The 21347-nt window shown below is 51.7% G+C and carries 24 protein-coding genes; 22 read left to right on the plus strand and 2 right to left on the minus strand.

Features of this window, described 5'->3' with window-relative positions; translation table 11 throughout:
• Positions 1-4: 4 nt before the first annotated feature.
• From ACI48K_RS06900 to ACI48K_RS06930, 7 genes are all read left to right on the plus strand, one after another.
• Positions 5-766, plus strand: coding sequence for a metal ABC transporter ATP-binding protein (locus ACI48K_RS06900; RefSeq protein ID WP_475026825.1), 762 nt, complete (start codon positions 5-7; stop codon positions 764-766).
• Between the two features lie 45 nt (positions 767-811).
• A complete protein-coding gene (locus ACI48K_RS06905) occupies positions 812-1615 on the plus strand; it encodes a metal ABC transporter permease (protein ID WP_475026826.1) in 804 nt (267 codons plus the stop codon).
• 73 nt (positions 1616-1688) lie between these two features.
• On the plus strand, positions 1689-2402 hold the full coding sequence (locus ACI48K_RS06910; protein WP_475026827.1) for a cytochrome c biogenesis CcdA family protein: 714 nt from the start codon (positions 1689-1691) through the stop codon (positions 2400-2402).
• A 109-nt stretch (positions 2403-2511) separates the two neighbouring features.
• Positions 2512-2937 (plus strand): transcriptional regulator MntR, encoded by a 426-nt coding sequence (mntR, locus tag ACI48K_RS06915; protein WP_475026828.1) that lies wholly within the window; start codon positions 2512-2514, stop codon positions 2935-2937.
• A 150-nt stretch (positions 2938-3087) separates the two neighbouring features.
• The gene (locus ACI48K_RS06920) at positions 3088-4725 is read left to right on the plus strand and encodes a family 10 glycosylhydrolase (protein WP_475026973.1); all 1638 of its coding nucleotides are present in this window, start codon (positions 3088-3090) and stop codon (positions 4723-4725) included.
• 444 nt (positions 4726-5169) lie between these two features.
• Entirely contained in the window at positions 5170-6870 is a 1701-nt protein-coding gene (locus tag ACI48K_RS06925) for a proline--tRNA ligase (protein ID WP_475026829.1), read from the plus strand.
• 502 nt (positions 6871-7372) lie between these two features.
• Positions 7373-8335 carry a patatin-like phospholipase family protein gene (locus ACI48K_RS06930; protein ID WP_475026830.1) on the plus strand — a complete coding sequence of 321 codons (963 nt, stop codon included), beginning with the start codon at positions 7373-7375 and terminating at the stop codon, positions 8333-8335.
• Positions 8336-8408: 73 nt separating this feature from the next.
• Here ACI48K_RS06930 and ACI48K_RS06935 read toward each other — a convergent pair whose 3' ends face one another.
• Together ACI48K_RS06935 and ACI48K_RS06940 are read right to left on the minus strand one after the other, a co-directional pair.
• A complete protein-coding gene (locus ACI48K_RS06935) occupies positions 8409-8735 on the minus strand; it encodes a hypothetical protein (protein ID WP_475026831.1) in 327 nt (108 codons plus the stop codon).
• 7 nt (positions 8736-8742) lie between these two features.
• Positions 8743-9741, minus strand: coding sequence for a DUF1385 domain-containing protein (locus tag ACI48K_RS06940; protein WP_475026832.1), 999 nt, complete (start codon positions 9739-9741; stop codon positions 8743-8745).
• A gap of 177 nt (positions 9742-9918) precedes the next feature.
• Here ACI48K_RS06940 and ACI48K_RS06945 point away from each other — a divergent pair, with 177 nt between their 5' ends.
• The 15 genes from ACI48K_RS06945 to accB all read left to right on the plus strand — a co-directional run bounded on the left by ACI48K_RS06945 (position 9919) and on the right by accB (position 21291).
• Complete coding sequence (locus ACI48K_RS06945) at positions 9919-10473, plus strand: YqhR family membrane protein (RefSeq protein WP_475026833.1); 555 nt, start codon at positions 9919-9921, stop codon at positions 10471-10473.
• A gap of 77 nt (positions 10474-10550) precedes the next feature.
• Positions 10551-10997: a type II 3-dehydroquinate dehydratase gene (gene aroQ / locus ACI48K_RS06950; RefSeq protein ID WP_475026834.1), complete on the plus strand. Its 447-nt coding sequence runs from the start codon at positions 10551-10553 to the stop codon at positions 10995-10997.
• Between the two features lie 48 nt (positions 10998-11045).
• Positions 11046-12119, plus strand: a complete 1074-nt coding sequence (locus ACI48K_RS06955; RefSeq protein ID WP_475026835.1) for a M24 family metallopeptidase — start codon at positions 11046-11048, stop codon at positions 12117-12119.
• Between the two features lie 65 nt (positions 12120-12184).
• Positions 12185-12742 carry an elongation factor P gene (gene efp, locus ACI48K_RS06960; protein ID WP_475026836.1) on the plus strand — a complete coding sequence of 186 codons (558 nt, stop codon included), beginning with the start codon at positions 12185-12187 and terminating at the stop codon, positions 12740-12742.
• A gap of 203 nt (positions 12743-12945) precedes the next feature.
• Positions 12946-14199 (plus strand): aspartate kinase, encoded by a 1254-nt coding sequence (locus ACI48K_RS06965; protein WP_475026837.1) that lies wholly within the window; start codon positions 12946-12948, stop codon positions 14197-14199.
• A gap of 196 nt (positions 14200-14395) precedes the next feature.
• Positions 14396-14662 carry a YqhV family protein gene (locus ACI48K_RS06970; RefSeq protein ID WP_475026838.1) on the plus strand — a complete coding sequence of 89 codons (267 nt, stop codon included), beginning with the start codon at positions 14396-14398 and terminating at the stop codon, positions 14660-14662.
• A 93-nt stretch (positions 14663-14755) separates the two neighbouring features.
• A complete protein-coding gene (gene spoIIIAA / locus ACI48K_RS06975) occupies positions 14756-15754 on the plus strand; it encodes a stage III sporulation protein AA (protein ID WP_475026839.1) in 999 nt (332 codons plus the stop codon).
• Positions 15747-16268: a stage III sporulation protein SpoIIIAB gene (spoIIIAB, locus tag ACI48K_RS06980; protein WP_475026840.1), complete on the plus strand. Its 522-nt coding sequence runs from the start codon at positions 15747-15749 to the stop codon at positions 16266-16268. The genes spoIIIAA and spoIIIAB overlap by 8 nt, the downstream gene beginning before the upstream one ends.
• A 64-nt stretch (positions 16269-16332) precedes the next feature.
• Positions 16333-16536: a stage III sporulation protein AC gene (gene spoIIIAC / locus ACI48K_RS06985; RefSeq protein WP_009225775.1), complete on the plus strand. Its 204-nt coding sequence runs from the start codon at positions 16333-16335 to the stop codon at positions 16534-16536.
• A gap of 12 nt (positions 16537-16548) precedes the next feature.
• A complete protein-coding gene (gene spoIIIAD / locus ACI48K_RS06990; protein ID WP_475026841.1) occupies positions 16549-16938 on the plus strand; it encodes a stage III sporulation protein AD in 390 nt (129 codons plus the stop codon).
• A 15-nt stretch (positions 16939-16953) separates the two neighbouring features.
• Complete coding sequence (gene spoIIIAE / locus ACI48K_RS06995) at positions 16954-18153, plus strand: stage III sporulation protein AE (RefSeq protein ID WP_475026842.1); 1200 nt, start codon at positions 16954-16956, stop codon at positions 18151-18153.
• Between the two features lie 7 nt (positions 18154-18160).
• Positions 18161-18976, plus strand: coding sequence for a stage III sporulation protein AF (gene spoIIIAF / locus ACI48K_RS07000; protein WP_475026843.1), 816 nt, complete (start codon positions 18161-18163; stop codon positions 18974-18976).
• Between the two features lie 12 nt (positions 18977-18988).
• Complete coding sequence (spoIIIAG, locus tag ACI48K_RS07005) at positions 18989-19630, plus strand: stage III sporulation protein AG (protein ID WP_475026844.1); 642 nt, start codon at positions 18989-18991, stop codon at positions 19628-19630.
• Positions 19631-19813: 183 nt separating this feature from the next.
• A complete protein-coding gene (locus ACI48K_RS07010) occupies positions 19814-20641 on the plus strand; it encodes a SpoIIIAH-like family protein (protein ID WP_475026845.1) in 828 nt (275 codons plus the stop codon).
• Positions 20642-20802: 161 nt separating this feature from the next.
• Positions 20803-21291, plus strand: coding sequence for an acetyl-CoA carboxylase biotin carboxyl carrier protein (gene accB, locus ACI48K_RS07015; RefSeq protein WP_475026846.1), 489 nt, complete (start codon positions 20803-20805; stop codon positions 21289-21291).
• The last annotated feature ends 56 nt before the right edge of the window (positions 21292-21347 follow it).

A 21347-nucleotide genomic window follows, 5' to 3' on the forward strand; every position in this document is an offset into this window, starting at 1 on the left:
TTGCATGAAACAAGACGCAGCAACGGCAGCCGCAGGTTTATGCCACGATGATATTATAGAATTAGATCAAGTTTCTTTTTCCTATAAAGACCAGCATGTGATTTCAGACTTCAGCTATGTGGTGAAGGAGAGGGATTTCGTCGGGATCATCGGCTCGAACGGAGCCGGTAAAACGACTCTGCTGCGAATGATGGTAGGTTTGCTGCAGCCGACGAAGGGAGATATCCGGCTGTTTGGCGAGCCGATCCGCCGTTTCCGCGATTGGGAACGGATTGGATACGTGCCGCAGAAGAACGCGTTCAACCCGCTGTTTCCGGCAACGGTCCGGGAGGTGGTTCTGTCGGGCTTATACGGCAATAAAAAAATGCTCCGCCGCGTGAACCGCGCGGATCAGCAAAAATGCGACGACGCACTGGAGGTCATGCGGATTGGCAGCATTGCGGATAAACGCATCGGCCAATTGTCGGGCGGACAGCAGCAGCGCGTTTTTCTAGCGAGAGCGCTGATCAATAAGCCCGATTTGTTGATTCTGGATGAACCGACGGTCGGGATCGACGCGGAAACGCAGGCTGATTTTTTCGAGCTGATTTTTCATATGCATGCCCATCACCATATGACCTTCTTGATGGTGTCGCATGATATCGAAATGATTGAAGGGCGCCTGGGCTCCGAGCCGAAAGACCGGTGCGGCGCCATTCAATTTTATGTTCGCCATTCCCATGAGACGGACTGCGCGATTCCCGACCTTCAGCATTCGCTGATTTAGAGGCGGAGGAAATACAGTTTCACCAAACTTTAGGAGTTGTGGCATTTGGACATATTTACAGCTGATTTTTTTCAAAGAGCGCTTGCCGGCGGAGTGTTGATCGGCCTTACGGCCCCCTTGATCGGCATTTTTCTGGTCTTGCGGCGCCTTTCCATGATTGGAGATACGCTGGCGCATGTTACGATAGCCGGTGTGGCCTTAGGGTTTCTGATTGAAGTTTACCCGGTAGGCGTGGGGCTTGTTTTTGCCGTACTTGCTTCGTTCGCCATTGAAAAACTGCGGAAAGCATATAAAGGCTATGCGGAATTATCCATCGCAATTATTATGTCGGGCGGCGTTGCGCTGGCCTCGCTGTTTTTCACGCTCGGAATGGGTTACAATACGGATGTCGTGAGTTATTTGTTCGGCAGCATTTACACGCTGGACACGACCGACTTATATGTGGTTGGCGGCGTGACGGTCATCGTGGTTGTTGTGGTTTTCTTGTTTTTCAAAGAGTTTTTCCTGCTATCCTTCGAAGAGGATGCGGCCGCGGTCAGCGGTTTGCCCGTCAAGCTGCTCAATATGCTCATCACTGTCATGACGGCGCTGGTTATCAGCACGGCGATCAAAATCGTCGGCGCGTTGCTGGTATCCGCTTTGCTTACGATTCCGGCCGCCTGCAGTCTGCTTATTGCGCGCAGCTTCAAAACCTCGGTTGTTTTCTCGGTCATCATCGCCGAAATCGCGGTTATCGCCGGCTTGGTTGTGGCAGGAATTTGGAATTTGGCGCCCGGCGCAACGATTGTGCTGCTGCTGATTGCGATGTTGATTTTGACACTGTTCGGGAAACGAGGTTTTTCCGCCTGAGCGGAAAATACATAAATTCATTTCGAAATCAGACACATGTGAATGGCAAACAGAAAAGTGATTGGAGGTTGCTATGGCCGATATCCATTTGGGGATTGCATTCGGCGCGGGGGTGGCTTCCTTTATCTCTCCGTGCTGCCTGCCTTTATATCCTTCCTATTTGTCCTATATCACCGGCATTTCGGTGCAGCGGCTGAGAACCGAGCAGAGGAGCGGGGAAGTCCGTTTTCTGACGATGACCCATACGCTTGCCTTCATTCTGGGGTTCTCGGTCGTCTTTTACACGCTTGGTTTCGGAGCCGGCTTGTTCGGCGAATTTTTCAATCAGCATCGCGCTTTGATCCGGCAGTTGTCGGCGCTTCTTATAATGCTGATGGGTTTGTTTCTGCTTGGCGTCTTTCAACCGCAATTTCTCCTTCGGGAGCGTAAAATGAATCTGGGATTTAAAAGAGCGGGATATCTGGGCTCTTTTGTTTTTGGCATCGGGTTTTCCGCGGGCTGGTCGCCTTGCGTAGGTCCGATTCTGGCGGCGATCATCGCAATGGCCGTCAGCGAGCCGGGAGCTTGGCTTGGCCTAATTACAGCTTATACGCTGGGGTTTGCGATTCCCTTCTTTATTCTTGCCTTTTTTATCGGGTCGACGAAATGGATCTTGCGTTACTCTGCGGCTGTCATGAAAATCGGCGGAGCCCTGATGCTCCTGATGGGCGTACTGCTGTTCACCAATAAAATGGCTCAGATTACGATCTTTTTGCAGCGGATTACGCCGGACTGGCTGAAGTTCTAGTGTGCGCTAACGCACTTGCCAACGGACAATCATAACATGTATCATAAACAGAGTAATGTTTAGCGTACATTAAGTCCGCGTCAACTCATGGAAAAGAGGGAATCATCAGATGCCAACGCCCAGTATGGAGGATTATTTGGAGCGTATCTACAAGCTGATCGACGAAAAGGGCTACGCCCGCGTTTCCGATATCGCCGAAGGTTTGGAAGTTCATCCTTCTTCCGTCACGAAAATGATCCAAAAATTGGATAAGGATGAATATTTGATTTACGAGAAATACCGGGGATTAGTGCTGACCAGCAAAGGAAAAAAGGTCGGTAAACGGCTTGTGGACCGCCATCAGCTGCTTGAGGAGTTCCTCGGCATGATCGGGGTCGAGCACGAGAATATTTACAGAGATGTGGAAGGAATCGAACATCATCTGAGCTGGGATTCGATCACCTGCATTGCGGCGCTGGTTGAATATTTCAAGCGGGACCACTCCAGAATTCGGGATTTGCAGGACGTCCAGCAGGATCTCCTCGGCGAATCGTAATATAGAAGCATCTGTCCTTTTCGGGACAGGTGCTTTTTGGTTCTTTTGGACGAATTTCCGCAACTCTTGGGACAGGTTGGACGTTAAAGGTATGTGGGGAAAGAAGCCGTACATACTTACTGGACCTGGAGGTAACTAATGAAATCTGCTTTGAAATTACGGACATGGCTGATTCCCTGCCTGATTTTGGCCATGATCTGGCCGGTTTTCGGCAAAGCGGCGGCGGCAGGGGCTGCCGGGACGGATATCCCGATCTTTTTGGACGGAAGGCAATTATCCAGCGATACTTCCCCTTATATCAAACCCGGGCAAAATATCACGATGGTTCCGCTTCGCGTCATCAGCGAAGGACTGGGAGCCCAAGTCGACTGGTCGCAGACAACCAAAACCGTCATGATTCGCAAAGACGGAAACACGCTTGAGCTTAAGTCCGGCCTTTCGACCGCGCTGGTTAACGGGAACCCGGTTCCGCTTGACGTATCCGTCGAAAACACAAACGGCCGTACGATGGTTCCGCTTCGTTTTGTCAGCGAACAGCTTGGCCTTAACGTTGATTGGAATGCACAGAAGAGAATAATCACGCTGACCACGGCCTTGGGAGGGACCGACGGGACACCTGTGGGTCAACTGCCCGGCGATGACTCGCAATCGGGACAGCCGGGTGTTCCGGACACTTCTACGGAGGGGATGCGCGGAGTGTGGATATCGACCGTATCGAATCTCGATTGGCCAAGCAAATCCTCGTACGGAAACATTGATGCTCAGAAGGCGGAGTACGTCAAGCTGTTGGATGACGTGCAAAGCATGGGGCTGAACGCGGTATTCGTGCAGGTTCGTCCATCGGCCGACGCTATTTATCCGTCCAGCCTTGTTCCGTGGAGCTCTTATTTGACCGGAACGGCCGGCAAAGATCCCGGATACGACCCGCTCCAGTTTCTGATTGAGGAGACGCATCGCCGGGGCATGGAGTTTCACGCTTGGTTTAATCCGTTTCGGGCAAGCACCGGAGGCGATGCAAGTAAACTGCCCCCAAATCACGTCGCCAACGAACATCCCGATTGGATCGTCAAGTTCGACGGAAAACTGTACATTAACCCCGGCATTCCGGAAGCGCGGGAGCATGTGATTCAGGCTATTATGGAAGTTGTAAAAAATTACGATATCGATGGCGTGCATCTGGACGATTATTTTTATCCGACAGGGGAAACGGCCAAAAGCAAATTTAACGATGACGGCACTTATAAAACTTATAATTCGAATCTTCTGAAGAATAAGGGAGACTGGCGGCGGGACAACATCAATCAATTCGTTCGGGATTTGGGCGTTCGCATCCATCAGGAGAAACCTCAAGTCTCTTACGGAATCAGTCCATACGGGGTATGGCGCAACAAATCCACCGATCCTACCGGATCGGATACCAAGGCCAGCGTGACCGCTTACGACAGCACATATGCCGATGTCCGGACATGGATTCAAAACGGCTGGGTCGACTATGTGGCTCCGCAAATTTATTGGAGTTTGACGCGACCCGAGGTTCGTTACGACATTTTGGCCGACTGGTGGGCCGGGGAAGTCCGGGGCACGAACGTGAAGCTGTACATCGGCCATTCGCCATATAAACTGGGGACGAATGAGGTTGGCTGGTCATCCGCTTCCGAAATCATCAACCAGTTGGAATACAACCGCACTCTTCCGGAAATCGGCGGCAGCATTTTCTTCAGCGCCAAGGATTTGCGTAAAAATCCGTTGGGACTTATTCCGCTCCTGCAGGCGTATTACGGATCATGAGCATTTAATGAATTGACAGCAGCCTAAGTTTGCTGTATAAGTTGAACAAAAGAATGGTGGTATAGCAAAAGTGTGAAATGTTCAAGAAATCCGGGAACAACAGCGATCGAAGAAACATTTCATACGGCTGCTTACGCACATTCAACCATTTGTGTTCATGCTTTTTATATTCAAAAGCTTAGACCAAGGAAATGATAGTCCATTTCGCTGCCCCAGAGAGGAGACCGATTGCTGAAAGGTTTCTGCACCGAGTGAATTGTTCCGGCCTTGCGAGCTGTACGGGTGAACTTGTTTGATTGTAACCTGTACCGGAATCCTCCGTTAAAAGGCTGAAGAATCGTCATGCCATGCTTATAGCGTTGTTGGCGATAAAAATAGGGTGGTACCACGGCACATTCGTCCCTGACGGATGTGCCTTTTTATTTAGAAAGGGAGGTTGTCCAAATGCGTCAAAGCCGATTAATATCATCAACCTTACGAGAATCGCCGTCCGAAGCCGAGGCAGCCAGCCACAAGTGGCTGCTGCGTGCCGGATATATCCGGCAACTGGCTGCCGGAATCTATACCTATCTGCCTCTGGGGCGGCGCGTTTTGCGGAACATCGAACGGATTGTCCGGGAAGAGCTCGATCGGGCAGGAGCGCAAGAAATCCTGATGCCGTCGATGCAGCCTGCGGAGCTTTGGCAGGAGTCCGGCCGATATGCCGTCTATGGTCCGGAGTTGATTCGGCTTAAAGATCACCATGACCGCGATTTTGTGCTTGGCCCTACCCATGAGGAAGTCATCACCTCTCTGGTGCGGAATGAAGTTGCCACTTACCGGAAGCTGCCGGTCACATTGTATCAGATCCAAACCAAATACCGGGATGAACGGCGGCCTCGCTACGGACTGCTGCGAGGCAGGGAATTTTTGATGAAAGACGCTTATTCCTTTGATACGGACTGGGCAGGTTTAGACGATTCCTACCGGCAAATGTATGATGCGTACGTCCGTATTTTCAACCGCTGCGGCCTCGAATTCAGAGCCGTGGAGGCCGATGCCGGAGCTATCGGCGGTGAGGGCGGGACACATGAGTTCATGGCGCTCGCGGATATCGGCGAAGATACGATCGCGGCTTGCGACTGCTGCGATTACGCCGCAAACCTCGAAAAAGCGCTGTCCGGTCCGCTCGCCGAAGGTGAAACGAATAATGAAGAAGCTCCATTGGAAAAAATCCATACGCCGCAGGTCCACACGATCGACCAATTGGTGGAGCATCTTGGGGTGAAACCTGAGCAAATCATCAAGACACTGATTTATGACGCGGACGGCACAACCTATGGCGTGTTGGTTCGGGGCGATCACGAAGTGAATGAGCTGAAAGTGAAGCATTATATCGGCGCCGAAAACCTGGAGCTTGCCGATGCGGCGACCGTGACGAACGTAACCGGCGCTCCGGTGGGGTTTGCAGGTCCGCTTGGCCTGCAAATTCCCATTCTGGTCGATCGGGAAGTCGCCAATATGCGGTGCGGAATCACCGGGGCCAATGAAGACAACTACCATCTTCGGAACGTCAGTCCTGCAAGGGACTTTTCGCTGGACCATGCCGGAGATTTCCGAAATGTTTCCGAGGGAGATCCCTGTCCCCGGTGCGAGGGAGGAAAACTCGGATTTTTTCGCGGAATTGAAGTAGGCCATGTCTTTAAGCTGGGCACGAAGTACAGCAGCAAGCTGGGCGCCAAATTTCTGGACGCGGACGGCGGGGCGAAGGAAATGATCATGGGCTGCTATGGTATCGGAGTTTCCAGATTGCTATCCGCCGTCGCCGAGCAGAGCTGCGATGAATCGGGTTTAAATTGGCCCCTATCTGTCGCGCCGTTTCAAGCACATTTGATTCCGGTTTCCGTTAAGGATGAGGCACAGATGAAACTGACGGAAAAGCTTTATGACCAGTTGACCCGCGCCGGGATCGAGGTGCTGATCGATGACCGGGATGAGCGTCCAGGAATTAAATTCAAGGATTCCGATCTGATCGGTATTCCGTTTCGGGTGGTTATTGGCAAGCGGGCGGAAGAGGGATTGGCGGAACTCAAACGACGAGGCGGCTCCGATACGAATATGGTGAAAATGGAAGAGGTTGCCGAACAAATTTTACGCTTCATTTAAGTGGAGGGCTCGACCTGGAAATCGGGACTTGACGGCCTGCCAGGCTGTTGAATTGGGGGGACTGCGGAAACTGCAGGAATGGGGCTGCTAAGCTGCAGGATTTGTAGGTTACTTGGCTGCTAGGCTACTGAGTTGCTGGTTAGCGAGATAAGCGTCGTCCTTTTTCGGCTAACAAATCGTAGTGTTCTTATTTGTTCTTTAAAACTGATTTTTATGCTCTAACGGACCCAGGAAGCCTTATTCGTCCCAAAACAGCTCCAAATTGAAGTTTTGAGGTCAAATAAGGGCTGTAGGGTCCGTTAAATCTCTCAAGCGCCGGTTTTCGCCGTAATAACGGCATTTCGATTCGTTAGAAGGTTGACCGTTCGCTGCAGGCTCTTGTCAAGCACCGATTTTGCCATGGCGTGAAGCCCGTTTATGCAGCATATTAAGTAGCATATGAACAGCCTCTGGCGTCATACATAAGCAGTAGACTTGTGTATGAATGGGAGGTATTTGCCGGGTGCTCATGAATGGGGTGTTTGAAGGCGGCGGGGTCAAAGGAATCTCGCTTGCCGGGGCGGTTCGGGCGGCGGAAAGGCATGGGGGACGCTTTCACCGGGTGGCGGGTGCTTCATCGGGCTCGATTATCGCCTCGATGATAGCCGCGGGTTATACGGCGGAGGAAATGAGGGACATAATTATGTCTACCTCTTTCTCCGCCTTTTTAAAGCGGTCGCCGATTTTTAACGCTGCCCTGGTTGGTCCCGCGCTGCGGGTTATGCTGAAGAAAGGGCTGTACTCAGGCGAAGCGCTTGAGGAATGGATCCGTAATGTTTTGCAGGAAAAGGGCGTTCGAACGTTTGCGGATATGGAAAAAGGGAAGCTCACCATCATTGCTTCAGATATAACCGGCGGGAAGATTCTTGTCCTTCCGGATGATCTGGATAAGATCGGCCTTCGACCCGAGAAGTTCGAGGTTGCCCGGGCCGTTCGCATGAGCTGCAGTATCCCGTACTTTTTCGATCCCGTGCTGCTGAGGCTTCCGCCCGAGCTGGCCAAAGGCAAGCCGTTTGCGGAGCAGTTTCTGCACATCGTAGACGGAGGACTGCTCAGCAACTTCCCCCTGTGGCTGTTCGATAGCGACTATCCGCGGAAGGGCGAAAAAATTCCCACCGTCGGCTTTCAAATGGTCGGGAAATATACAAATCAGCCGCATGTCATCCACGGCCCTTTCAGTATGCTGCAGGCGCTCGTGGAAACGATGCTTTCCGCGCACGACGAGAGATACATCGAGCAGTCCAATCGTTACCGGACGGTTAAAATTCCGACGCTAGGCATTGGTACCACGCAGTTTGATATCAGTAAAGAAGAAAGCCTGCTGCTTTATGAGTCCGGATTCCGCTCCGGAGACCGCTTCTTCGGAGACTGGAATGTCCAGTACTACGAAGAGCAGTTCATAAAGTATCAACAGGCTAAGGGTTAACAATCAACTTCATTGAATACGCTTCGTGATCAAAAGCTGCAGCAGTTTTTCAGCACCGAGAAGGTTTCACTTGCTAGTGGTATTTCGGGAGATCGTCATCATTCTTGCCTTTACTTCCTTCAATCACTTGAAAAGGATACGATTTGCGTTTCTCTCCGGAAGAGGCGCGGCGTTCGCCGGCTACCTTAGCCATGGTTCGAGCCGAGGGTTTAACTTTCGGCGGTCTGGCCGCACGGTACTTCCGGGGCGGGAATTTGTACAACAGCAGTACGACTCCCACGATGACTAGCGGAAGGAGCAACCCGCTCCAGGGAAATTTATGCTCTCCGAACAGTCCATCCCAAATAGCGAAAGCCGCCAACAGAACGACAACCCAAAACATGATGGCCTGTTTTTTCATGATTGCATCATCCTTTCACGGGATCCAAAACGGAACTTACCGGCGAGGCAATGATGTTTTCTTGCTCTAAACGGGCATCGAGCTCGCGCATTCGGTTAAACGAAGCGATCGAAACTTCCACTTGCTCGTTGTTTGGTTCCTTGGTCGTCAGAAGCTGAAGCCACAAGCCCGGGTATCCGAGAAAACGCAGCAGCGGGATATCCCGGACGGCGTTGGTTAAACGCAGCATTTCGAAGGAAAGGCCGATTACCAGCGGAAGCAGGAGAACCCGTAAATACATTCGCTGCCAAATATTATCCCAGTGGAAAATCGGCAGCGAATAAATGATCACGCCGACAATGACGGTCAAGATAATGAAGCTGCTTCCGCAACGATAGTGGAGGCGGCTATATTTTTGCACGTTTTCGGGCGTCAATTCTTCTCCGGCTTCATAGGCGGATATCACTTTATGCTCCGCGCCGTGGTATTGGAACAAACGTTTGATGACCGGAGTTTGGGAAATAATCCACAGATAACCGAGCAATAGAACGATTTTGATAAAACCTTCCACCAGCGTATGCAGCGCCTGGTTTGAAAATGCATGCTGGAACAAATATTGTTCAAGCAAGGCGGGAACCAGCGTGAAAATCAGTTTGCCGACAATAAATGAAAGAACGCCGGCGACAGCCACTCCGACAATCATAGTAAGAGAAAAGCCCGAATCCTCTTTTTCTTTCTGCTTGGCGCGCTCTTCCGGCTCCATTTCGTCGTCGGCCATCGCCTCGGCGGAATAATTCAGGTGCTTGGAGCCTTTGGCGCTGGAGTCGATAATACTGACAAGCCCGCGGATCAGCGGGATTTTACGCAGCTTTTTGACCCAGTCTTTATCCTGCTTGGGAACCTCCAAATAGGTAATTTCTCCGGATTTGCGGCGAACCGCGGTCACATTGACATGTTTTCCGCCGAACATAACGCCTTCTATAACGGCTTGGCCGCCGTAGGTTGCGGGTGCTGATTGCTGAGGCAAATATTTCACCTTCCTATAATGTAGTAAAGTATTTGAAACAAATGGCGGACTTTTTTGTAATGACTCCATTGTAACGAAATTCGCGGGCAAATTCTAGTTGGTTTAGTCTTTTTCAAAATGTGCATACTAACCTTCAAAAATGAAATGGAAATATTTCTATGGAAGGGAAGAAGCGGGATGGATCAACAGCAGCAAGGCCGGCAATCGCAAACTGAGCGGCGGCAGGAATTTCAGCCGTCACGCAGCCGGTCGCGACACCCCGGGCAAAAAACAAATATTTGGCTATTCTCTTTGGAAATCGGTTTTTTTGCCGGACTAATCTGGGGAGGGATAAAAGGCATTTTTTATTACATGAAACTGACGACCGTACTGCCGGGCTACCTGGTAGAGCCGTTTTTCAAAAACCGTTTTTTGCATTCCCAAGCGGGTTATTATGTCGGATGGCTGTCTTTCATCGTGTTTTCGATCCTGGCCGCGCTGCTCTACACCTTGACGCTTCGTAAACTGAAAGGCCCTGGCCCTGGAATCATCTATGGGATCGTATGGTGGATGATCATTTTCGCCGTGATCAACCCTATGGCCCATTTGACCGCTCCGCTGACTGCGCTTCCCAAAAACACCATGATCAGCGAGTTTTGCTTGTATTTGTTGTGGGGGCTCTTTATCGGATATTCAACGGCGGAGGAGTATACGGACGAAAGGGCGCGGGAACCGAAGAAAGCGCTGCAGTAAGCACAAAAAGCTTCTCAAGGGACTCTCTTCTATGTTAAAATTATTTCTGGTTATTTTTACAGGAAGGGGAAGCTGCTATGTACCGCATCCTGGTGATGAACGGACCAAATTTAAACATGCTCGGCGTTCGTGAACCCGGCGTGTACGGATCGGAGAGTCTCAGCGATATTGAGGACAAGCTGCGGAAGTTGGCGGAAGGGCGGGACATTGCCCTATCGTTCCATCAATCCAACCATGAGGGGGATTTGATCGACCGCATCCATGCCGCTTACGGCCAGTGCGACGGCATCCTGATCAATCCGGGGGCGCTAACGCATTACAGCTATGCGCTTCGCGATGCATTAACCTCGGTGAAAATCCCCACTGTTGAAGTGCATCTGTCCAATATTCATGCGCGTGAATCTTTCCGGCATACGTCGGTAATTGCGCCTATTGCCGTGGGCCAAATTGCCGGTTTCGGATCATTCGGATATGAGATGGGGCTGATGGCCTTGCAGCATCACTTGGAGAGTCAATCCAAGTGATCCGAAGGCTGTCGAACTGCCTTAAGTTGATACAAGGGAGAGTTTATCATGGCGAGCAATCGTGTTATCCGGCTTCGTGAAGCGATGGCGCTTCAGGGCATCGAAGCCATCTTGATTACCGGAGCGATAAACCGCCGCTATTTGACGGGATTTACCGGTTCTTCCGGATACGTTCTGATCACTTCGAATAAGGCTTGGCTGATTACGGATTTCCGTTATGTCACGCAGGCGTCCGAGCAGGCCGCCGGCTTTGAGATCGTGCAGCACGGCTCATCCGTCACGGATACGGTCAAGCAGCTGCTGCTTGAGGAGAAAATCGCCCGTCTCTGGTTTGAGGAAGAAAACGTCGTATTCTCCGTTTATCGGACCTACGAACGCGATCTCAGCCCGATTCGTCTGGAACCGGTGACCGGTTTGGTGGAAGGGCTCCGGATGTATAAGGACAGCGAGGAATTGTCTTTGATGAAGCAGGCGGCCGATTTGGCCGACAAGACGTTTCTTCATATGCTGACCGTGCTGAAGCCGGGAATCAGCGAATGGGACGCGGCGCTGGAGCTGGAAACATTTATGCGCAAGAATGGGGCAACCAGCACTTCGTTCGATACGATCATGGCGTCCGGAGAACGTTCGGCGCTTCCGCACGGCGTAGCCAGCGGGCGGATCATGCAAAACAACGAACTCGTTACCATGGACTTCGGCGCGTTGATGAACGGATACTGCTCCGATATCACCCGCACGGTCGGACTTGGTACGCCAAGCGCCAAACACCGCGAAATCTATGATATCGTGCTCGAAGCCCAGCTTCATGCGCTTGAATTCCTGCGCCCGGGAATGACCGGTCGCGAAGCGGATGCGCTGGCTCGCGACGTAATTACCCGATATGGATACGGGGAACAGTTCGGGCACAGCACCGGACACGGTCTCGGCATGGAAGTCCATGAGGCGCCAAGAGTATCCAAGCTGGGAGATACGGTGCTTGAGCCGGGCATGGTCGTCACGGTCGAGCCGGGAATTTATCTGCCCGGTTTTGGCGGAGTCCGGATCGAGGACGATGTGGTCATGACCGAAACCGGCATTCGCCGTTTGACGGAATCAACCAAAGAATATACCCTGATTGGATAAACCATGGTTGTCGTCCGATCTTGATATTAACTTTTATGTTAACCCTACCTGAGGAGGTACAATTTGTGATTTCAGTAAACGATTTTAAAACAGGCTTGACCGTCGAAGTGGACGGGGACATCTTTACGGTGCTGGACTTTCAGCACGTAAAACCGGGTAAAGGCGCCGCGTTCGTGCGCTCCAAGCTCAAAAATCTCCGCAACGGCAACACCGTTGAAAGAACGTTCCGCGCCGGTGAAACCATCGGCCGGGCCATCATCGAGAACCGTGACGTGCAGTACCTGTATGCCAGCGGTTCGGAGCATACGTTTATGGACAACGAAACTTACGATCAGTTTTCTTTGACTTCCGAACAATTGAAATGGGAGCTTAATTTCCTCAAAGAAAACATGAACGTAAAAATCGTCAGCTACCAAGGCGAAATCCTCGGGATCAACCTGCCGAACAGCGTCGAGCTGAAAGTGATTGAGACGGAACCGGGCATCAAAGGCAATACGGCAACCGGAGCTACGAAAAACGCCAAAGTCGAAACCGGTCTTAACGTTCAAGTGCCGCTGTTCATCAATGAAGACGATGTCCTGCTCGTCGATACTCGCGAAGGAAAATACATTTCCCGGGCGTAAATTTACCCGCACGAATTGTTCGGGCATTACAGTCTTCGAGAAGAATCATCCTCCACCCCTCTCGGGTGGGGGAATTTTTTATAATATTGAAGTCCCATATTAACTTAAGCATTGACTTCCTTCGGGTCTTTCGTATTATACTGGTTTAAAGCGTTACTGATAAAATGCATCGGCAGGATGGAACATATTAGGGAGGGTCTGACTTGGCTTTATATGTCATGAAATTTGGAGGAAGCTCCGTTGGCGATACGGAGCGTATGCAGCGCGTTGCTCGGCGCGTAGTGGAGAAAAAAGCGGAAGGCCATCAGGTGATGGTCGTCGTTTCCGCGATGGGAGATACGACCGACGATCTGATCGATAAGGCAAAGCTGCTTAGCAAGGAGCCTCCGCTTCGGGAGATGGATATGCTGATGACAACAGGCGAGCAAATTTCCATCGCGCTGTTGTCGATCGCGATTCAAGAACTGGGCGAAAAAGCCGTTTCATATACGGGCTGGCAAGCGGGCTTCCGCACGGAGGCGGTGCACGGAAAGGCACGTATTACCGATATCCGGCCGGAACGGGTGTTAAAATCGCTTGAAGAAGCAAACATCGTCATCGTGGCCGGGTTCCAGGGCATGACGGAAGACGGGGAAATCACGACCTTTGGTCGCGGCGGCTCCGACACGACAGCCGTGGCGTTGGCTGCGGCGACTTCGGCGGATTATTGCGAAATCTACACGGATGTGGACGGCATCTATTCGACCGATCCCAGAATCGTGAAAAACGCGCGGAAGCTGAGCGAAATTTCGTATGACGAGATGCTGGAATTGGCCAATCTGGGTGCGGCCGTACTGCATCCCCGCGCAGTGGAATATGCGAAGCATCATCAAGTTCGGCTTGTCGTGCGCTCAAGCTTTAATCATAACGAAGGCACTGTGGTGAAGGAGGAAGTCAATATGGAGCAAGGCGTGGTAGTCAGCGGAATCGCTTATGATAAAAATGTGGCAAGAATCAGCATATTAGGGGTATCGCATGTTCCCGGCGTTTTGGCAAAAGTATTCGGTTCACTCGCCGAAGCGAAAATCGACGTGGATATTATCGTTCAAAGCGGAGTAAAGGACGGCAAAGCGGACTTCTCCTTTACCGTGGCCCTTTCCGACCGGGAGAACGCGCTGAAGGTGCTGGAAGGCATCCGTGGCGAGCTTCCTTATGAAAAAGCGACTTTTGAAGACGGTCTGGTCAAGGTGTCGATCGTAGGCGCCGGCATGGTCAGTCATCCGGGCGTAGCGGCGCAAATGTTCGAAGTGATCTCGAAGCAGGGAGTCAATATCAACATGGTGAGCACTTCAGAAATCAAGGTGTCCTGCGTCATTGACGGTGCCAAGCTGCACGAAGTGATCAAAGCGCTTCATACTGCCTACGGACTCGACACAGAAAACCAAGTTTTCGTAGGTGGTCCTCAAGACCGCAGATAACCCCCCGCTTAAGACAGCCAAATACATTTAAGTAATAGAAGCGATTTTTAAATTTTAAAAGAGGCGCCTCAAGCCATCCAATCAGTATGGCTTGGGGCGCCTCTTTTTGTTTTGCAATCTTCTTTTTTTAATAAAACGAGATTTTTGGGCATATCGTGAAGTGAGTGAAGGTTACGGGACAAGAAGGAGGCTTTGTATGCTTGATAAGTTTGTGGTGAGTATGGCAACACTCAGGATGATTTCCGGAACGGTGGAAATTCTCGCGGCGCTGCTCATGCTGAAGCTGGGGAGAGTCGACAAGGCGCTTGCGGTGAATTCGGCTCTAGCTTTCGTAGGGCCTACGGTACTGATCTTAACGACCTCGATCGGACTTGCCGGCATCGCGGACAAGCTGTCCTTGGGGAAGATGCTTTGGATCAGCTGCGGCGTCGCGTGTCTCTTAATCGGCATTTTGAAGAAATGATAGATTTCCCGTCATAAAGAAGAAGTACAGGCATACACATGAGATATAGCAAAAAGCATTTCAAATAAGAGTAAGAGTTTTGGGGGTACGCATATGAACCCGAGCTGGTTGACCGTATTTCCCGACAATATCCAGTCTCTGCTGCTTAAATTGCCGCCTTCCGTTTTTCCGCTGCTCGAAGAAATCCGCATTCGCGAGGGACGTCCGCTTGAGGTTAATACGGGGGGGCGCTACTATTTTCTGACGCCGGACGGCGGGACGACGCGGGATCCCGAGGCTGCTTACAAGCCCGGGAAACAGGACGGGAACCGCCTGCTGGATCTGATCACGAACCATTCGCTTTACACGATGGAGGAGGAGCTTCGCAAAGGCTTCATTACCATCGCCGGCGGGCATCGAATCGGACTGGCCGGCAGAACCCTGCTCAGCGGAGGAAAAGTGGAGCATCTTCGCGATATCAGCGGGTTTAACGTGCGGATTGCCAGGGAGGTACGCGGAGTTGCGGATCCCATTTTGCCGCAATTGCTCGATTTTAAGCACAAAAGCGTACTTCACACTTTGATCCTCTCGCCCCCTCAGCAGGGAAAAACCACGTTGATACGCGATTTGGCGCGTCAGATCAGCAGCGGAACCTGGCGGCATCCCGAGGCCAAATGGCCGGGACTTAAAGTAGCCGTCATCGACGAACGCTCGGAAATCGCCGGCAGCAAGCGCGGCGTCCCAAGCTTTGACGTTGGCCCGCGGACCGATGTGATGGACGGTTGCCCCAAGGCGGAAGGCATCATGATGATGATCCGGTCCATGTCCCCGGACGTGCTGATCGTGGATGAAATCGGGCGTCCCGAGGATGCGGAGGCGTTAGCCGAGGCACTCCACGCGGGTGTCCGCGTGATCGCGACGGCTCACGGCTCGAACGTGGACGATCTGTCGGCCCGGCCGGCGCTCTCCAAGCTTTCGGAAACTTCCTTTTTTCAAATGTACGCCGTGCTGAAGCGGACGGAGAAAGGACTGGCCTTCCGGCTGTGGGACGGCAAACGCCGGGGAATTCAACCGCCGGAACCGGGATGGAAAGGCAGGGAAGAGCATGCTTAAAATGTTCGGGGCGGTGCTCGTCATATTGGCGGCTACGGTGGCAGGCTTTCTGCAGGCCAGACAGTTCGCGCGGCGTCCGAATCAAATCCGGCGGCTGATCCTGGCGCTGAAACGTCTGGAGACGGAAATCATGTACGGCGTTACGCCGCTGCCGGATGCTCTGCACCGGATCGGCGAACAAAGCGGCGAACCGATACGATCCGTTTTTCTCACGGCGGCCACAAACATGAATTCGCCGGGAAACAACTGGACGGCGCAAGAAAGTCTGGAACAAGCCTTAAAAAACGAGTGGAAATATACGGCTATGAAGGCTCCCGAGCAGGAGGTCCTGCTCCAGCTCAGCTATACGCTAGGGACAAGCGACCGGAAAGATCAGCTCGGTCACTTGGCGATGGCGGTTCGGCAACTGGAAAGCGAGGAAACTACGGCGCGCGAGGAACAAGCCCGCTATGAGAAAATGTATCGCAGCCTAGGCGTCTTATGCGGAGCGTTCATCGTTATTCTGTTCTACTGACATGCAGTTTCCCTCCAACGGCTGAAGCAGCCGCCTGTGAAATCGATAGCGAGGTGCCAAATCAATGAACATAGAAGTGAACGCCATTTTTCAAATTGCGGGCATCGGCATTATCATCGCCATGATCCACACCGTACTGAAACAAATGGGCAAGGAGGACATGGCGCATTGGGTGACGCTCATCGGGTTTGTCGTCGTTTTGTTTATGGTCATCCGGCTGCTTGACAGCCTCTTTCAGGAAATTAAATCGATCTTTTTATTCCAGTAGGTGAGCTAGACTGTGGAAATTATCCAGATTGTCGGACTTGGACTCATTGCGACGGTGCTCATCCTGGTGATTAAGGAACAAAAACCGATGTTCGCTTTTTTGATCGCGGCGACCACGGGAATTCTGATCTTTTTGTATCTTATCGGGAAAATCGGCGGGATTATCGAAGTACTGGAAAATTTGGCCGAATCCTCCGGCGTGCAAATGATTTACCTTAAAACGATACTGAAAATCATCGGAATTGCCTACATCGCCGAATTCGGAGCCCAAATCGTCAGGGACGCGGGGCAGGAATCGATTGCCTCCAAAATTGAGATGGCGGGAAAAATTCTGATCATGGTGCTCGCCATTCCGATCATCAGTATCATTATTGAGACCGTGATCAAGCTGCTGCCGGCTTAAAGCGAGGTGGGAAGGATGATAGAAACAACAAACCCGATATGGCAGCGGAAAACCCTGTTCCTGATCGTCCTCGGATCTTTGCTGTTTTGGATTTGGCCGGTTCTGACCTCCGCCGAAGGGGTTGACGACGGATGGATGAAACGTCAGGCAGAGGAGCTTCCCACCGATCAAGTGGAATCGTACTGGCAGCAGCTCATGAAAGAATACGGCGGTTTTTTCCCCGATCAGAAAATTCCTTCCTTCATGGATATGCTTCTACAGCAGGATCACAGCTTTAACCTGAAAACGGGACTTACCGGCCTGATGCGATACATGTGGCATGAAGTGCTTTACAACGGGCACATCTTGGTGACCATCGTGCTGCTCTCCATATTCAGCCTGATTCTGGAGACGCTGCAGACCGCCTTTGAACGAAAACAGGTAAGCAAGGTAGCTTACGCCATTTGCTACATGGTTATTTTGGTGCTCGCGATCAACAGCTTTCATGTCGCCATCACTTATGCCACGAACGCGATTACGGGCATGATCGACTTCATGATGGCGATGGTGCCGCTGCTGTTCACCCTGCTGGCTTCCATGGGCAATGCCGTCACGGTGTCGGTGACCCACCCGCTGGTCGTTTTTATGGTTCATACGGTAGGCACGGTGGTTCATACGATCGTGTTTCCGCTGCTGTTCTTCTCGGCGGTGCTCCACATTGTGAGCTCGCTGTCCGAAAAGTACCAGTTGACGCAGCTCGCCAATTTGCTGCGAACCGTCAGCATGGCGCTGCTTGGCATCCTGTTGACCATTTTTCTGGGGGTCATATCCGTCAAAGGGATTACGGGTTCGGTAGCGGACGGCGTAACCTTGAGGGCGGCCAAATACTTGACCGGCAACTTTGTTCCTGTGGTTGGCAAAGTGTTCGCCGACGCGACGGATACGGTCATCTCGGCCTCCATGCTGGTCAAAAACTCCATCGGTCTGGTCGGGGTTATCATCCTGCTGTTCCTCTGCGCTTTTCCGGCGATCAAAATCATCACGCTGGCGCTGATCTTCAATTTATCGGCTGCCGTATTGCAGCCGCTTGGAGATTCACCGGTGGTCACCTGCCTCGAAACGATCGGGAAAAGCATGCTGTACGTTTTTGCCGCAATGGCGGCCGTAGGGATGATGTTTTTTCTGGCGATTACGATCATGCTGACCGCGGGGAACATTACCGTGATGATGAGGTGAACGGGACATGACCTGGCTCGGAGAATGGCTGAAAGAGATCATATTCGTCGTATTGATAGCTGTGTTTATCGATTTGCTGCTGCCGAATCGGGCGATGGAACGTTATGTCAGGTTTGTCGTCAGTCTGCTGATTTTGTTGACCCTGCTCTCTCCGGTCATGAGACTGTTTTCACCGGACGCCAGGCAACAATTGGAGACGGCTTTTTCCGAAAATATCGACGGAATGGGCGGGACGGAGACGGAGCAGAGCACGGAAACGATTTTAAAGCAAGGCGAAGAGCTGAGAAAGAAGCAGGAGGCCGAAGCGCTCCAGTGGGCCGGAGATGAGACGGCCCGGCAGATGAAGGAGCAGATCCAGCAGGAAACCGGGCAGCCTGTAGAGCGCGTTACGGTAAAGCTGGCGGCAAAACAGGACGGCTCCAAGGAAAAGAACGGGAACACACCGGCGCAAGGCAATCCGGAAATCGAGGTTTCTTACGTGGAAGTCGTTATGGCCGAGGCCGCCCCGGCAGTTGCCCAGGAGGGTGATGGAGCCGGGAACTCCGGCGAGGGTCGTAAGATAACGATTGCCCCGGTTGAAAAAATAAATGTAAACATAGAGAGAGAACAGCAAGGGGAATCGGGGAACTCGGAACAAGAGCGAAGCAATCCGGCGATGGCCGGAGCTTCCGGCGGGGATCGATCGCCGAAGACAACAGGGAACGCGGATTCGGAGCAGATCTCCAAACTCGCAATCCAAATCGAAGAGCTGCTGAACCGAAACTGGGGCGTTCCGAAGGAGGCGGTTTCTGTCGTAGATCCGCAAAGCGAAGATAAGCAATAGGAGGTGAAGATCATGCCGGGTTGGCTTAAGAAGCTGGAACAATGGATCGGTGGGAAAGACGGAAAAAAAGGGATCAACGCCTTTCGGCTCCTTTTGATCCTGGGACTCATCGGCGTAGCGATCATGCTGTTCAATTCCTTCGTGAACGTTAAACAGGTGGATACGGGAGGCGATGGGAGGGAACCGCCGGTGCTTAATCAAATGCAGACTTCGTCCGTCCAGGATCAAGGGGACGGAGATAATCCCTTCGACAGCATTGAATCGGCACTGGAAACCAAGACCAAAGAAATTCTGGAGAAAATCGTCGGCGTCGGGGCGGTGGACGTCATGGTAACGGTAGATTCTACCGAGGAAGTCGTGGTTCAAAGGAATATGAAAGATACTCAGGAATTAACCGAGGAGACCGATGCGGACGGAGGAAAACGGCATATTACACAGTACACGCGAGACGGTGAAATCGTAACGTTCGAGTCTTCCGGAAACGAGCAGCCGATTATCACCAAAAAAATCAAGCCCAAAGTCCGAGGGGTGCTGATCGTGGCCAAAGGTGCCGAGAACAGGACAGTCAAAGGGCTGATCGTAGACGCGGTCGAGAAAGGCCTCAACGTTCCGTCCTACCAAATTTCCGTCGTACCCCGGAAGCAGTCCCAGTGACTGGAGCCTGGGTTGATATAGACGTTCACAAAAATTAAGCAATGCTTACGAAGCAAGTTTTGTCCGAAGTTAGTTCAAAGAAGCAATGCTAACAAAACTTAAGCGAATACTTACGAAGCAATTTTTGTTCGAAGCCACTCAAAGGGGTTAACACTCACAAAAATTTTTAGGAGGAATTGTTCAATGAAATCCAAAAGACAAACGATTTGGCTGGTATCGATGCTCAGTTTGATGGTGATTTTGTCGGCTTATTATCTGTTCACGGAAGACGGTCCCGCACCTTCCCAATCGGTCGACGGCCAGCAGGTTTCCACGGTCGATAACGGTACGGACCAAGGGGCAGCGGTGCAACCGGACGACACTCAGTCCGGCGACGATGTGATCCTTTCCGAAGTTACGGGAGACGGTACGGATGATCAAACGGTGACTGACGATGCCGCCGCAACCGACGCTGCCCAAAATGGCGATGACGGCAAGGCAAATGCGGATAACCCGGATACCGCAAAAAACGCTGCGGATAATTCGGCAAAAGACGATACAAAAGCCACGGCCCAGGCTGACGAGGGCAAAACGGCTGGCAATAATTCGGAGCAAACAAGCGGAGATCAAGCATTGAGCGACGAGGATGTGCTGAAAGAGATGGAATCCCAGGGGGTAACGGCTTCCGACGCGCTTACCAATTATCAATTCGAACGCACGCAAGAGAACCTGAAAAAACAGGATGAACTGCTGCAAACAATCAATGACAATACCAAAACGCTGGACGAAGCGGCCATGGCCCAGCAGCAATTAAGCGCTTTGGAAGAAAAGGAAGCCAAAATCAACGGTATTGAAGAAAAACTCCAACAGCAATATTCCAACGCGGTAGTTACGGAAGCCGACGACAAGTATAAAGTGCTCGTTGAGAGCGAAAAGCTGGAAGCTAAAGACGCGGTAAGCATCATGGACTTGGTGATGAAGGAGCTGGGCGTTTCTCAGGATCAAGTCAGTGTTCAATATGTGACACAATAAGACAAGCCGCAAAATTTGGCGCTCAAATAGGGTCAATTCGGGAAGAGTCCGGCAATAGCCTGGACTCTTTCCATTTTTATCGATTGTGTTATAATACATAAAGTTATGATTCAGCAAGAGCCAAGGCTTTGCCATAAAGCTGAAGGAGTGAATGGATAAGCATGTTTAATTTGAATGAAATTAAAGAATTGATCGAACTCGTGGACAAGACTTCCGTCCATGAATTGGAAATTGAAAGTGAGGGTTCGCGTCTTTGCATCCGCAAACCCGGAAAAAGCGAAATCGTGCACGTACAGCCGATGACGATGTCCGCAGCTCCGGGAATCGCCGCTCCCGTAATAGCGGCTTCCGCAGGAGAATCTGCGGGTACCGCTCCAGCGGCCAACCGACCGGAGGAACCGGCTGCCCATTTACATACCATTGTTTCACCGATGGTGGGTACGTTTTACCGCTCATCTTCGCCAGATTCGCAGCCGTTTGTTAATGTCGGCGACAGAGTCGGCGAGAAGACAACGGTGTGCATTATCGAGGCGATGAAGCTGATGAACGAGCTTGAGGCTGAAGTTAAAGGCGAGATTACCGAAGTTCTTGTGGAAAACGGCCAGCTCGTGGAATACGGACAACCTCTCTTTTTGGTGAAGCCGGAGTAATTGCGGTTCTACAAGCCCTGCCATCAGGGTGCTACCTAGCTTTCCAAGGAGGATGG

The sequence above is a fragment of the Paenibacillus terrisolis genome (genome assembly GCF_056171975.1).